This is a genomic window from Amycolatopsis sp. CA-128772 (assembly GCF_002904295.1).
Classification (GTDB): Bacteria; Actinomycetota; Actinomycetes; order Mycobacteriales; family Pseudonocardiaceae; genus Amycolatopsis.
Map to the genome: position 1 here is coordinate 16,473 of NZ_PPHG01000082.1, position 13,404 is coordinate 29,876.

At 69.2% G+C, this 13,404-nt stretch carries 11 protein-coding genes and 3 pseudogenes; 6 read left to right on the forward strand and 8 right to left on the reverse strand.

The genetic code is table 11. The annotated features are described in order from the left end of the window. Nucleotides 1–157: 157 nt before the first annotated feature. Together C2L59_RS34545 and C2L59_RS34550 are read right to left on the reverse strand one after the other, a co-directional pair. Nucleotides 158–1,045, reverse strand: coding sequence for a phosphotransferase family protein (locus C2L59_RS34545; RefSeq protein ID WP_103353746.1), 888 nt, complete (start codon nucleotides 1,043–1,045; stop codon nucleotides 158–160). 22 nt (nucleotides 1,046–1,067) lie between these two features. Next, on the reverse strand, nucleotides 1,068–2,453 hold the full coding sequence (locus tag C2L59_RS34550; RefSeq protein WP_103353747.1) for a helix-turn-helix transcriptional regulator: 1,386 nt from the start codon (nucleotides 2,451–2,453) through the stop codon (nucleotides 1,068–1,070). Between the two features lie 318 nt (nucleotides 2,454–2,771). Here C2L59_RS34550 and C2L59_RS34555 point away from each other — a divergent pair, with 318 nt between their 5' ends. Further along, nucleotides 2,772–3,116, forward strand: a complete 345-nt coding sequence (locus tag C2L59_RS34555) for a hypothetical protein (RefSeq protein ID WP_103353748.1) — start codon at nucleotides 2,772–2,774, stop codon at nucleotides 3,114–3,116. A 12-nt stretch (nucleotides 3,117–3,128) separates the two neighbouring features. Further along, a complete protein-coding gene (locus C2L59_RS34560) occupies nucleotides 3,129–3,545 on the forward strand; it encodes a hypothetical protein (protein ID WP_103353749.1) in 417 nt (138 codons plus the stop codon). 409 nt (nucleotides 3,546–3,954) lie between these two features. On the opposite strand, the gene C2L59_RS34565 is transcribed toward C2L59_RS34560, so the two are convergent. After that, nucleotides 3,955–5,214, reverse strand: a complete 1,260-nt coding sequence (locus C2L59_RS34565) for an MFS transporter (RefSeq protein WP_103353750.1) — start codon at nucleotides 5,212–5,214, stop codon at nucleotides 3,955–3,957. After that, nucleotides 5,207–6,523: a GH1 family beta-glucosidase gene (locus tag C2L59_RS34570; protein ID WP_103353751.1), complete on the reverse strand. Its 1,317-nt coding sequence runs from the start codon at nucleotides 6,521–6,523 to the stop codon at nucleotides 5,207–5,209. The genes C2L59_RS34565 and C2L59_RS34570 overlap by 8 nt, the downstream gene beginning before the upstream one ends. 130 nt (nucleotides 6,524–6,653) lie before the next feature. On the opposite strand from C2L59_RS34570, the gene C2L59_RS34575 reads away from it, so the two are divergent. The 3 genes and pseudogenes from C2L59_RS34575 to C2L59_RS50485 all read left to right on the forward strand — a co-directional run. Then, the gene (locus C2L59_RS34575) at nucleotides 6,654–7,301 is read left to right on the forward strand and encodes a TetR/AcrR family transcriptional regulator (protein WP_103353752.1); all 648 of its coding nucleotides are present in this window, start codon (nucleotides 6,654–6,656) and stop codon (nucleotides 7,299–7,301) included. A gap of 151 nt (nucleotides 7,302–7,452) precedes the next feature. Continuing rightward, nucleotides 7,453–7,533, forward strand: a pseudogene (locus C2L59_RS49460) (leucine zipper domain-containing protein); the annotation flags it as partial. Between the two features lie 62 nt (nucleotides 7,534–7,595). Further along, nucleotides 7,596–7,764, forward strand: a pseudogene (locus tag C2L59_RS50485) (IS481 family transposase); the annotation flags it as partial. 153 nt (nucleotides 7,765–7,917) lie between these two features. Here C2L59_RS50485 and C2L59_RS34585 read toward each other — a convergent pair. Continuing rightward, nucleotides 7,918–8,528, reverse strand: a pseudogene (locus C2L59_RS34585) (transposase). A gap of 698 nt (nucleotides 8,529–9,226) precedes the next feature. After that, nucleotides 9,227–10,411 carry an amino acid deaminase/aldolase gene (locus C2L59_RS34595; protein ID WP_103353753.1) on the reverse strand — a complete coding sequence of 395 codons (1,185 nt, stop codon included), beginning with the start codon at nucleotides 10,409–10,411 and terminating at the stop codon, nucleotides 9,227–9,229. Between the two features lie 84 nt (nucleotides 10,412–10,495). Between C2L59_RS34595 and C2L59_RS34600 the strand changes: the two genes are divergently transcribed. Further along, on the forward strand, nucleotides 10,496–11,791 hold the full coding sequence (locus tag C2L59_RS34600; RefSeq protein WP_103353754.1) for a D-arabinono-1,4-lactone oxidase: 1,296 nt from the start codon (nucleotides 10,496–10,498) through the stop codon (nucleotides 11,789–11,791). Here C2L59_RS34600 and C2L59_RS34605 read toward each other — a convergent pair. Together C2L59_RS34605 and C2L59_RS34610 are read right to left on the reverse strand one after the other, a co-directional pair. Then, complete coding sequence (locus C2L59_RS34605) at nucleotides 11,788–12,738, reverse strand: ribose-phosphate pyrophosphokinase (RefSeq protein ID WP_103353755.1); 951 nt, start codon at nucleotides 12,736–12,738, stop codon at nucleotides 11,788–11,790. The two genes, C2L59_RS34600 and C2L59_RS34605, sit on opposite strands and share 4 nt — an antisense overlap. Further along, complete coding sequence (locus tag C2L59_RS34610) at nucleotides 12,735–13,385, reverse strand: SDR family oxidoreductase (RefSeq protein ID WP_103353756.1); 651 nt, start codon at nucleotides 13,383–13,385, stop codon at nucleotides 12,735–12,737. The genes C2L59_RS34605 and C2L59_RS34610 overlap by 4 nt, the downstream gene beginning before the upstream one ends. Nucleotides 13,386–13,404: the final 19 nt, after the last annotated feature.

Below are 13,404 nucleotides of genomic sequence, written 5' to 3' on the forward strand. Positions count from 1 at the left end.
TGCGCATTGGACTAACGCGTAGACCATTGGGGGCGACCCGTCGGACCGAACTTTCTACCCTGAGCGGACCGCTTTTCGGATGCGACGAACGGTCATCTGCAGTCGGCGAATGCACGTGCAGCCTGTGGTTTCGATCACACCAAGTGACAGATGACGGTCAGCGGTAACGCGTCCACCGCGTGTCGGTCCGCGCGTTGCGGAAGTCGTCCAGGCGCCGGTACAGCTCCGGGCGCACCTGCGGCCGGCTGCGCAGGATCGGCAGCACGCTCGTGGTGAGCTTCAGCTCGCGGATGCCCCTCAGCACGGCGAACCCGGGCCAGGACGTCACGTCGAAGCCGTAGGCCGCGGCGAACGTGCGGTAGCGCACCGGAGGGTCGCCGAACCGTTCGCGGCCGACCGCGAGCGGCGTCAGGTCCCATTCCGGCGGTCCCACGCACGACGAATCGAAGTCGCAGAGCACCGGCCCCTCCGGGCCCGGGATGACGTTGCCGGGGTACGCGTCGCCGTGGACCAGGCTCCTGGGCAGCGGAAACTCCAGCTCGGCCAGCTCGGCTTCGAGCTCGGCGCAGCGGTCGAGGAGGAACTCGCGGTCGGCGTCGTCCAGCTCCTCGGCGTCGGACACCCGGGCGCGGACCGCGGCGAACGGTGCCCATTCGGCGAGGTCCTCCGGCGCCGGCAAGGCGTGCACCCGGCGCAGCAGGCGGGCCAGGTCGGTGGACGTCGCCGGGCGGCCGATGCTCGGCACCTGGTGCCACACGGTCACCAGGTGCCCGCCGACCTCCAGGGGCTGCTCGACGTCGCCGAGGAGGCGGATCGCGGGGACGCCGTGGCGTTCGAAGTGCCGGGCCACCTGCACGACGGTGCCGACCCGGTGCCGCAGCTGCGTCGAGCCGACGATCCGGATCACGACCGGGGCCGTGACCAGGGCGTAGACCGCGTTGTTGGTGAACCTCAGCAACCGCGCGCCCGCCGGGTCGAGACCTAGCTGCGCGCAGGTTTCCGCCAGCACGCCACGCAGCTTCCCGGAGGTGAACCGGCCGTCCAAGACCGCGCCGGCCCTTTCGGCGTTATGCGGCGTAGAAAGCGTGGAGGCGGTCGGCGAGGTCACGGGCGTCGGCGTTGTTGCGGCGGCGCTCGGCCTCCTCCTGCAGAGGCCGCATCCGGTCCTTGACCCGCTCGGACTTGATGCCCTCGGCGCAGTCGATGGCCTTGCCGCCGACCTTGGCGCCGTGGTCGAGGTCGCCGTCCAGCAGGTGGTTGGTGGCCAGCGCGCTCAGCATGAACGTCTTGGAGCGGGCCATCTCGTCGTCGTAGGACTCGACGGCCCGGTTCAGCGCGGGGATCGCGTACTTGGTGTGCTCGGCGTTCTTCTGCGCGAGGACCGTGTGGACGGTGCCCACCATGGCGTAGACGTCGGTCTCGGTGAAGAACTTCACCCACGACTCGGCCTCGGCCAGGTTGGCGCGCTCGAACTCGTCCTTGCTCCGGCCGAGCAGCTTCACCGCCTGCTCTTCGTTGCCCATCATCGCGTAGGCCCAGGCCTCGTTCGCGCAGAGCACGGAGACGGCCAGCTCGGAACCGCTTTCCTGGGCGGCGATCTGGCCCAGCTGGAACAGCTTCAGCGCGTCGTTCGGGGCGTCCTGGTGCAGGTAGACGCGGCCCATGCGGTAAAGCACGTTCGCCACCAACGGGTGATTTTCGCCCTGCTTGGCCAGGTCCAATGCGTTCGCGAAGTGGCCGCGGGCGGAGTCCATCAGCCCGGTGTCGAAGGAGGTCCAGCCGGCCAGCGAATGGAGGTCGGCGAGCGCCACGTACAGCCGGTTCTTGACCATTTCGGTGCCGTGCGCCTCGAGCATCTGCTGACCCCAGGACAGCTGCGCCACCACGGCGTCGCGACAGAACCCGCCGCCGTACTGGTAGTCCAGCGCCCGGAGCGCCCGCGTCGCGGCTTCCACCTGGCGCACGTCGGTCATGCCGATGCGCCCGGGCGCCGGCGTCCTGGCCGGTCCGGCCGCCCACGTGCCCGATTCCGGGCCGAACACCGCCGCCCCCATCGTGACCTGGGCGGCGTGCGCGAGGAACCTCCGTCGCTTCACGGACTCGTCCTCCTCAGCCTGCTGGCCGTCGGCGGAGCCGACGACCCGGATCGCCGTGGCCTCGTCGTAGGCGAGGCCCATGTACCCACGGGGGACGCCCAGGCCGTCGGCGATCCTCGTGAGCACGTCGTAGGCCATGACCTGGCGACCCTTGAGGATCTCCGACACCTCGGACTGGGATTGGCCGGTCATCGCGGCGATCTGGCGCTGCGAGACACCGTGCTTGCGCAGGAGCCGGTAGACGGCGCTGATCTCGCGCGACGCGAGAGCCGTTCTCATCTCCGGCTGCTCCCACGCGTCAGCGGGAACTGCGTGGCTCTGCCGGGCTTCGGCACTGCCACCGTTACTGGCGTCCATCGCGCCCCCTCCACTGTCCGGTCGGGCGTCTGTGAAACAGCGTAGGCAAACCTGCGGAACCGTGTGAACAGCCGAACTGGTGCCCTGATCGGTCGGGGCGAAGTCCGTTGACCGCTTACCGTGGAACCGGCCCCAGTCACCGCTGTGACGCCGGTTTCACCTTCTATCGCACCCGGTTTCACCTCACTGTAGTTGTCAGATCTCCGTCACCGGCCGCACACCGGTAGCGATCACGGAGAGCTACGGAAACCGCAGCGTTGTGACAAGGCGATGTTGCAGAAGGCATCTTCGGAGACTTTCGACAGAGCGGAGAAGGGCGTGGAGTTCGTGGACTCGTTCGCAGGGGGACATGCCGGCATGGCCACCCGCGCCGTGCGGCCGGCGGTCGCGACGGTCTCTCCCGTCTCCGCCGTCCGCCCCGTCACCCCCGCCGCCGCGGTGGACCCCCGCACCGCGAGCGTCCGCCACTACGAAGGCGGTCAGCTCGTCTGGCGCGTCCAGTGCGGCGACCTCATCAGCCGCGAGCGGGCGGTCACGGTGTTCGTCGAAGACAACCAGGTGGTACTGGTCTCGCCTCCCGGCGAGACCGCGCGGCTGACGTCCGGCCAGCTCGGACAGCTGCGCGCCGCGCTCAACGAAGCCGCCAAGATGGCGGAAAGGTGACGGTGAGCTGACATGGATCAGGTACTCGGGCAGGTCCTCCGCAACGCGGTCTGGGAGCGCCTCGACATGCTGACCGACCTGGCGAACCGCGCCGACGCCCAGTCGCTCGTCTCGGTGGCGCGCTCCGAACTGCCCCGCTTGACGGAGGCGTGGCGCGCGATGCTGAAGATGCACGAGCCCGACGAGCGCGGCGACTGCCCGACCTGCTCGACCCGGTGGCACCGCTGCAAGGCGCCGTGCTCGGTCTGGCAGGTCGCTCACGAGCACCTCGTGGCCGGCGGCCTCGCCCCGCAGCAACAGTCCGCGACGGACAGCCGGCTGCAGGGCCGCCGCAAGAGCCCTGTCACGACCCACCCGGCGCCGCCCACCGCGGCCGAGACCACCGGTCGCCACGCGCTGGTGAATCCGCGCCGAGCGGTCACGGCCTGACCCCCTGACAGGCGAGCCGCGGCCGGCCGATCGCCCCATCGGACCCGCACCTGCACTCGCCTCGGCCGAGGACTGTTTCGCCCGCACCCCCGAGCAGCGCGAACCAGTCCTCGGCCACCGCCCCGGTCCCCGCCGCGATTAATCGAAAAAAATACGCGTTAGCCCTAGCCCAGGCCGTAATCGCAGGCTAGATTGATCATCGAAGACAGCGTGAGATCACGGGTCTGGTCCCGCTGTCACTCCGCCTCTGAGCGGCCCCCGAATTCCGCGGGCCGGTGCCGTTGCACTCCCCTCCCCCGACCGGCACCGGCCCGCGGTTCCACGTCCGCTCCAATGTGGCGTTGGGTGCGTCAGATGCACCCAATGTGGCGTTCGGTGCGTCAGATGCACCGAACGCCACATTGGGGCGCTAGCGAACCGCCTTCACGCGCAGCACGAGCACCGCGGCCAGCAGCGTCGCGACCGCCGAAGCCGCGAAGAGGCCGGAGTAGCCGCCGAGGTAGGCGAGCACCAGTGGCGTCACCAGCGGGGCGACCACCTGCGGCAGCGAGTTCGCGATGTTGATGATCCCGAAGTCCTTGGCCCGGTTCTGCGCCGCCGGGAGCACCTGCGTCAGCATCGCCAGGGCCACCGCCATGTACGCCCCGAACCCGACGCCGAGCAGCGGCGACGCGGCGAGCGCCACCGGCCAGCTCTGCCAGCGGACGAGCAACAAAGCGGCCAGTGCCATCACGCCGGACGCCGCGAGGACGTACGGCTTGCGCCGTCCGGTCTTGTCGGAGAGGTGCCCGGCGAGCACCGCGCCGGCGACGAGCGCGACGCCGTACAGGCCCATCATGATCAGCAGGCCGTTTTCCGGGTCGGGGTAGTGCACCGCGTCCTGGAGGAAGAACAGCAGGTAGAGCGTCCCGAACGCGTTGCCGAGGTTGATCATGAAGTGGCAGCTCCACGCCCACGCGAAGTCGGGGTGCTTCCGGGGCGAAACCCAGAAGTCGCGGAGCACCCGGCGCAGCGACCACGGCGGGCGGAACTCCAGCGGCAACCGCGCGTCCGGCGTCCGGAGGACGAAGAACGCGGCACCGATCACCACGATCCCGGCGCAGACCGAGTAGGCCGGCGGCAGCCCGGCGATGCCGAGCACGACGACCACCACGACCGCGCCCAGCACCGTGCCGAGCATCTGCGCGATGCCGACCAGACCGCCGACCACCGCCAGCTGCTGGACCGGCACCCGGTCGGGCAGCGCGGCCATGAGCGCGGCGAGCATGCCGTTGAGGCCGCCCTGCACCAGGCACCAGCCGACGATCATCACGGCGACCGTCGGCGCGAAGGCCAGCACCACGAGCCCGGCGGCGGCGACGAGCGCGCCGCCGACGGTCCACGGGTGCCGCCGGCCGAACCGGCCGCAGGTCCGGTCGGACAGCAGCCCGATCGCGGGGTTGGCCACCAGCGCCACCGCGGCGCCGAAACCCATCACCAACCCGAGGACGGTTTCCTTGTTCACCTGGTCGAGCAGCTCGGCCTGCTTGGGCAGCAGCACCTGGATCGGCGCGTAGACACCCAGCCAGAGCGCGATGTTCGCGAAGAACAGCAGGCTCATCCAGCCGGGCCGCACCCGCACGACGGGTTCGGCGAGCGCCTCCGGGATGGCCTGGGTCGCTTCACTCATTCCGCACCAGCTTCCGGTACCAGTGGAACGAGTCCTTCGGCGTCCGCCGCAGGCTCTCGTAGTCGACGTGCACCAGGCCGAAGCGCGGCGCGTAACCCTTGGACCATTCGAAATTGTCCATCAGGGACCAGCAGAAGTAGCCGCGGACGTCGACCCCGGCGTCCATCGCCTCGCGCAGCGCGACGAGGTGGCTGTGCAGGAAGTCGATCCGCTCGGGGTCGTGCACCCCGCCGTCTTCGGCGACTTCGTCGGCGAAGCTGCAGCCGTTCTCGGTGATCTGGATCGGCGGCAGCCGGTCGCGGTAGCGGTGGTGGAAGTCGAGCAGCAGCTCGCGCAGGGCGTGCGGGACGATCGGCGAAGCGTTCGTCGTCATCGGGTAGCCCTCGATGTCGCGCAGCTCGAAGGGCAGCGGGTTGCCCGGCCCGGGTTGCGCGACACCTTGCGGCTCGTAGTAGTTGACGCCGTAGAAGTCGAGCGGCTGCGCGATCGTCGGCAGGTCGTCGGCGAACCCGGCGGGGAGGTGTTCGTGGAGCTGTTCGGGGTAGGTGCCGAGCAGCATGGGGTCGGCGTAGAGCCGGTTGAGCAGGGCGTCCAGGTATTTCGCCGCGTCCTGGGCGTCGTCGTCCGCGGGCCAGATGGGCGAGTGGTTGTTGGCGGTGCCGATGTTCGTCGCCCCGGCCGCGCGCAGGGCCTGGACGGCGAGGCCGTGCGCGAGGTTCTGGTGGTGCGCGGTCGGGATGGCGTCGAGCAGGAGCGTCTGGCCGGGCGCGTACTCGCCGATGCCGTAGCCGAAGATCGACATGACCATGGGCTCGTTGAGCGGAATCCACAGTTTCACCCGATCGGCGAAGCGCTCTCCGAGGATCTGGGCGTACTCCGCGAAGCGCTCAGCGGTAGCCCGGGAGAGCCAGCCGCCCTCGTCTTCGACGGCTTGCGGGGTGTCCCAGTGGTAGAGCGTGACGGCGGGAGCGATGCCGGCTTCGCAAACGGCGTCGATGAGCTTGTCGTAGAAGCCGAGCCCTTCGGGGTTCGGCGCGCCCTTGCCGGTGGGCTGGATGCGGGGCCAGGCGATGGACATCCGGTAGGCGCCGACACCGAGCTCGGCCATCAGCGCGATGTCTTCGGGGTAGCGGTGGTAGTGGTCGGCGGCTACGTTGGCTTGTTCACCGCGGGCGATCTTGCCTTCGGTCGCGGTGAACGTGTCCCAGATGGACGGTCCGCGCCCACCTTCGCTGGTGGCGCCTTCGATCTGGAACGCGGATGTCGAGACACCCCAGAGGAAGTCGGGCGGGAAGATCGGGTTCTGCACCGGCTGCTGACCCCTTCGTCAGGCCACCCGTACGGGTGAACATGAAAAGTTCTCATATACTAGGTCTTCACTCGTCCGTGGGGAAGCCCGTCGGCACGATAAAGTCGCAGATCAGACGAGGAGGAGCGCCGTGTCCGACATCCAGGCCGCGAAGGTGCCGGCGGAAGCCACCCCCTTACGCCGCCAGCCGGTCCAGCAGCGAAGCGCGAAGAGGGTCGAGCAGATGCTCGACGCGAGCGCGGCGTTGATCGACGAGCTCGGTTACGACGCGCTGACGACGACGCTGATCGCGAAGCGAGCCGGGGTCGCCGTGGGTTCGCTGTACCAGTTCTTCCCGGACAAGCGAGCGGTGGTGCAAGCGCTTACGGCTCGCAATCTGGAGCGCTTCGTGGGCGCGGTGAACGAGCGCCTGAAGCAGCTGGGCCCGGAGCACTGGTGGGACATCGTGGACTCGATCCTCGACATTTACCTGGAGATGCACCGAACGGTCCCGGGCTTCTCGAAGGTCCACTTCGGCGACATCATCGACCGCCAGCTGCTCGATGAGACGCGCGACAACAACGCGGTGATCGTGGACTCGCTGACGGATCTGGTGTCGACGCAGGTGGATCGGCCGGTGGAGGACCTGCGGTTCGCGATCGGGATCGCCAACGAGGTCGCGGACGCGCTGCTGAAGCTGGCTTTCCGGAAGGAGCCCAGCGGGGACGAGAAGATCGTCGCTGAGGCGAAGTACGTGGTGAAGGGGTATCTGGCGGCTCGGTTCGGGGAGCAGTCCTAGCTGTTGCGGGCATGACGTTGGTGCCGCGGACGAGGGCCTGAGTCCAGGGACGGGTCTTTCGGCGGCAGGATGAGAAGGGCGACCCACTCGTCCGCCCGAGCTATCTGTCGAGGGCCGCTGCCGGCTCGTCGCACGTTGCCAGACCCGCCCGATCGCCCACGTCGCCGCCGAGAAGGGCATCCCCCGCCAATGTGCATCCAAGTGGGTCAACCGCTACCGCCGCCACGGCGAGACCGGCCTGCTTGACCACCCGAGCGTCCCGCACCACCAACCCACCACCACCCCGCCGAGGTATTCGCTCGCCACGGCATCACCCACATCCACCGCCTCGTCGCCGACAACGGCGCCTGCTACCGCGCCCACGATTTCACCACCGTTCCACGCGGAGCCCGCCACCAGCGGATCACGCCCTGCACCACACGCCACAACGGCGAAGTCGAGCGCTACAACCGGATCCTGGCCGAAGCATCCCGCTACGCCCACGCCTGGATCAGCGAAGTCCATCGCACGGTCTGGAACATCCACTCCAATGACCATCGACCTCCCACCGCCGCCGCAGATCAGCCACCAGCGTCCAGGAGGGCTATCCCGTGATCGGTGTTTCCGGCGTTGTTGATCAGTAGGTTTCGGCTCCCGGCCATCGGTCACCGAACGTGATGGCGAACGCGTTCATCACCGGCTTCCAGCGCATCGTCCATCGGGCGCGGCCCGTCCCGGCCGGGTCCAGGCTGCGGGCCACAAGGTACAGGCACTTCATCGCGGCCTGCTCGGTCGGGAAATGCCCGCGCGCGAATCGCCCGGCGATATCGGGCGTTCAATGATTTGATGTCTCGTTTCACCGCGTCCCAGTTCCGCCGTGACGCCAGCCGGAACGTGTTCTGGATGAGGTGGACGATGCAGGATTGGACAATGGTCTACGGCCACACTTTCGCCGACCTCGCCCGCGGCGTCGGAGATCACCGTTTTCGGCCGGGTGCCGTTGCGCACCTTCGTCGACTCGCGGTCCGGGCCGACCTGGTGCTTCTCGTGCCCGAGGTGCTCGGTCATTTCTCCGATGAACGCGGTTTCGAGCACGTTCTTGGTGAACAGCTTCAGCAACCCGTCCGGGCCGGTCAACGCCAGCCCGCTGACCTTCGCCTCGGCCACCATCGCCGCCGCAGCGGCCTGCTCCGGCGGCAGCTCCCGCGCCGACGTGGACTCACTCTGCGTGGACTCACAAGCTCCGATGTCATCACTCAGGGCCCATCCCACCGGACCTCAGCCCGGCGTGTCGGGCCGGAAACACCGATCTTGGAACAGTCCCCGCCCAGGCTCCGCACCGGCGTCGCCAACGTCATGGCCTCATGCCTTTAGCTGTCCACAGAAGTTGTCCACAGGTATGCACAGCTGTGGACAACTCGGCGGTTTCGGGGTGGGTTGTCGGTGGGGGCCGATAGACTGGATGTGGGGGTTCCCCCAGGGAAGGGTGGGCGCGCGCGTGGCCCGCCGAACTGCGCATTCGGGACAGCATTGCGTCTGCTCACCGCCATCCACCTTGCTCCGGAACACGCGCTCGGCCTGCGATTCGGGCGCGCTCGCAGCAGCGAAGGAGCCGGCGGCTGACCTCAACCACACCGACAGTCATCTCGAGGAAGGGACGAGCGTGCTGACCGAACCGCGCGACGGCTCCGCCCCGGCGACCTCTACGAGGACTGCTCGTTCCACCCAGTCCTGTGCACCTACGTCGACGAGGACGAAATCGGGGGCATCTCGCTGATCGACGCCAGTTCTCCGCGGGCTTGCTCGCTGAGCGGCCGCGCCGTCATCAAGCTTTCGATCGACGACGTGATCGCGGCGAACGCCGACTGGCCCGCTTACCTCGCCCGCCGCAAGGCCGAGTTCGACGCCTGAAGCCGCGGCCGACGCGTCGGAACAAGCCGCAAGCGTCAGCCGAAGTTCTGGTGCTCGCCCCGGTAGGTCGGGACCGTTCGTTCCACCTGGTCGCCGTGGATCAGGTGGTAGTGCGTGAACCTCTCCGCCAGCTCGCCCGCCTTTGCGTGCCGCAGCCACACGCGGTCCCCCAGTTTCAGGTTGCGGGCTGCTCGGCCCGTCACCGGTGTCTGGACCTCTCCCGCTCCCTCGAAGCCCAAGAACTTCAGGCCCGCCGGCAGGTACGGCTGGGGCTGGCGCGATGGCCCCGTTGGGCCCGAAGCGATGTAGCCGCCCGAAAACAGGGTGGCGATCTTGCGGGTCGGGCGGCGGACCACCGGAAGGGCGAACAACGCCGCCGGGCGGGGCTGGAAGCGGGAGTAACCGTCGAACAGCGTGGGGCCGATCAGGCCCGAGCCCGCCGCTATCTCCGTCACCACCGCGTCCGCGCCCGTGGACTCCAGGCTGCCCGTTCCACCTCCGTTGACGAACTCCAGGTCCGTCACCTCGCGGACCGCGCGGACCACCTCGCCGCGGCGGCGGGCCAGCTCGGCCGCCGATCGGCGCTGCATCCAGGCGACCAGTGCCTGGTTGAGGCGGCGGCCCGCCGCGTCGCCGAGGCCCGCGATCTGGCCTTCGTACGCCATCACGCCCACGAGGCGGAAGCCCGGGCGGGTGCCGATCTGACGTGCGAACGCCGACGCCTGCTTCGGGGTGAACACCGGTGAGCGCCGGGTGCCGACGTGGATTCCGGGCAGCGGGCGCCAGGAGGCGTCGAGCTCCAGGCACACGCGGATCTCCGGGTGGCCGTGGCCGAGCGCCGCGTCCACCAGGTCGAGGTGAGCGACCGAGTCCACCATGATCGCGATCGACGCGCGGGCCCGGTCGGACGCGGCCAGGCGGCGGAGGGCTTCGTGGTCGGCCGTCGGGTAGGCGACGACGATGTCATCGGTCGTGCCCTGCTCGACGTGCCAGACCGCTTCCGCCAGCGAGTAGCACATCAGGCCCTCGAAACCCGGCATCGCCAGTGCGCGCTCCAGCAGCGCGCGGCAGCGGACCGACTTGCTGACGACGCGGATCGGTTTGCCCGCCGCGCGGCGGCGGAGGTCGTCGGCGTTCGCGTCGAAGGCAGCCAGGTCGACCACCGCCAAGGGCGGATCGAGGTCTTTGGTCGCCAAGTCGTACACCGTCGCACTGGTCACGAGGTCTAAAGTACGACACGACGGCTTGAAACGCGAATACTATTCACTTACTGTTTCGGGCACTCGACGATGAAGGGTGCGCGCATGACCCGGTGGACCAACTGGGCGGGCACGGCGTCCGCCTCGCCGCAACACGTTCACCAGCCGCGCAACGCGGCTGAGATCGCAGCGGCCGTCGAGAGCGTGGCCAGGGCCGGCCGGACCGTGCGCCCCTGGGGCAGCGGGCACTCCTTCACCGCGATCGCCGTCGCCGACTCCGATGCCCTCGACCTGCGGAACTGGACCGGCATCGAGCGTGTCGACCTGGAAACCGGGCACGTCACCGTCCGCTCGGGCACCACGATCAAGCAGCTCAACGCCGAACTCGACGTGCTCGGGCTGGCCATGACCAACCTCGGGGACATCGACGCGCAGACCATCGCCGGCGCGATTTCCACCGGGACCCACGGCACCGGCGCGAAGCTCGGCGGCATCGCCACGCAGATCGCCGCGCTCGAGCTCGTGCTCGCCGACGGCTCGGTCGTCACCTGCTCGGCCCAGGAAAAGCCCGACCTCTTCGCCGCCGCCCGCGTCGGCCTCGGCGCGCTCGGCGTGATCACCACCGTGACCCTGCGCTGTGAAAAGTCGTTCTTCCTGCGCGCGCAGGAACGGCCCGAGCCGCTGGAGCAGGTCCTCGAGGGCTTCCACGACTTCGCCGCCGAGAACGACCACTTCGAGTTCTACTGGTTCCCCTACGGTAAGAACGCGCTGGTCAAGCGCAACAACCGCTGCGACAGCGCGCAGCCGCTGAGCAAGGTCCGCGAGTTCGTCGACTACCAGATCATGGAGAACGTCGCCTTCGGCGGGCTCTGCCGCACCGGGCGGCTGATGCCGAGGCTGGTGCCGTCGCTCGGCAGCTTCGCCTCGAACGTCCTGAGCGCCCGCGAGTACAGCGACCTCTCGCACCGGGTCTTCGTCACCGCGCGCAACGTCCGGTTCACCGAAACGGAATACGCTGTTCCACGTGAATCAGTGCTGGACGTGCTCGCCGAACTACGCGCCGTGGTGCCCACGCTGAAGGACCCGGTGATGTTCCCGGTCGAGGTGCGGGTCGCCGCCGCCGACGACATCTGGCTGTCGACCGCGCAGGGCCGCGACTCCGCCTACATCGCCATCCACCAGTTCGTCGGCATGCCGTACCGCGAGTACTTCAGCGCGTTCGAGAAGATCGCCGGCGCGGTCGGCGGCCGCCCGCACTGGGGCAAGATGCACGACCTCGACGCCGGCGTCCTCCGCTCGCGCTACCCGCACTTCGACGACTTCCTGCGCGTGCGCAAGGAAACCGACCCCAACGGCGTCTTCACGAACACCTACCTGGACCGGGTGCTCGGGCCGGCCTAGAACAACGCCGACACCGATTCGCCGTTGTGGATCCGGCGGATCGCCTCGGCCATCGCCGGCGCGATCGAGAGGATCTTCAGCTTTTCGGTGCGCTCCTCTTCGGGCACCGGGACCGTGTTGGTGCAGACGATCTCCAGCACCTCGGGCCGGCTGCCGATGCGCTCGATGGCCTTCGCCGCGAACAGGCCGTGCGTGCAGGCGACGCGGATCGACCGGGGGCGCAGCTCGGCCAGGCGGTCCAGCAGCTCCAGCACCGTGCTGCCCTTGGCGATCTCGTCGTCGAGCACGATCACGTCCCGGTCGGTGATCTCGCCGATCACCGACGTGATCTGGACGCGGTCGTCCGGGAAGCGTTCCTTCGCGCCCGCCGCCACCTGGACGCCGAGGAGCCGCGCGAAGTGCGACGCCTCCTTCGCGTTGCCCAGATCGGGTGAGACGACGGTGGCTCGCGAGAGGTCGTACTGGCGGAAGTGCTTGGCCAGCTCCTGCAGCGCGTGGAGGTGGTCGACCGGGACGCTGAAGAAGCCGTGGACCTGCGGCGAGTGCAGGGTCATCGCCAGCACGCGGCTCGCGCCCGCCGTCACCAGCAGGTCGGCGACCAGGCGGCCGCCGATCGAGATGCGCGGGGCGTCCTTCTTGTCCGAGCGGGCGTACGAGTAGTGCGGCATCACGGCGGTGATGCGGGACGCCGAGGCGCCGCGGGCCGCGTCGAGCATCAGCAGCAACTCGACCAGGTGCTCCTGCACCGGCTTGACCAGCGGCTGGATGATGAAGACGTCCCGTTCGCGGCAGTTCGCCTGCAGCTGCACCTCGAGGCAGTCGTTGGCGAACCGCTGGATCTCGACCGGCCGCAGCGGTACGCCGAGGTGCTGGCAGATCTCCTCGGCCAGCTCGGGGTGCGCGCTGCCGCTGAAAACGGCGATTTCTCTCGATGCCTGGGTGATCACAGCGCCGCGATCGCTTCGCCGATGGCTTCCTCACCCGAGATCAGGGTCAGGGTGCGGTGCACCGAAGCGGGCGTCTCGAGCAGGCCGATGATGACCGCGGCGACGTCGTCGCGCGGGATCGGGCCGCGGCCGGTCTGCTCGGCCAGCAGGACCAGGCCGGTGCCGCGGTCGTCGGTGAGCGATCCCGGCCGGAGGATCGTCCAGTCGAGGTCGCGCGCCTTGAGGTCGTCTTCCGCCGCGCGCTTGGCGCGCAGGTAGTGCCGGAATTCCTCGGTGACGTCGGGGTTCTCCGGGTTGTCGGCCCCGATCGAGCCCACCTGGAGGTGCCGCCGGACGCCGGCCCGCTCGGCCGCTTCGGCGAACAGCGCCGCCGCGCCGCGGTCCACAGTGTCCTTGCGGGCCGTGCCGCTGCCCGGCCCGGCGCCCGCGGAGAACACCGCGGCGTCGGCGCCCTTCAGCACCTCGGCGACGGCGTCCACATCGGAATTCTCGAGGTCGAGCACGACGGCTTGGGCGCCGACGGCTTCGAGGTCCGCCGCGTGGGCGGGGTTCCGGATGATCCCGACCGCTTCGTCACCGCGCGCGGCGAGCAGCCGCTCGAGCCGCAGCGCGATCTGACCGTGTCCACCAGCAATGACGACTCGCATGGTTTCGACCCTAGTGGGG

Coding starts and splice junctions, on each gene's coding strand:
- C2L59_RS34550 (WP_103353747.1), bottom strand. CDS start 2,453: ATGGACGCCAGTAACGGTGGCAGTGCCGAAGCCCGGCAGAGCCACGCA.
- C2L59_RS34560 (WP_103353749.1), top strand. CDS start 3,129: ATGGATCAGGTACTCGGGCAGGTCCTCCGCAACGCGGTCTGGGAGCGC.
- C2L59_RS34565 (WP_103353750.1), bottom strand. CDS start 5,214: ATGAGTGAAGCGACCCAGGCCATCCCGGAGGCGCTCGCCGAACCCGTC.
- C2L59_RS34600 (WP_103353754.1), top strand. CDS start 10,496: ATGACCCGGTGGACCAACTGGGCGGGCACGGCGTCCGCCTCGCCGCAA.
- C2L59_RS34610 (WP_103353756.1), bottom strand. CDS start 13,385: ATGCGAGTCGTCATTGCTGGTGGACACGGTCAGATCGCGCTGCGGCTC.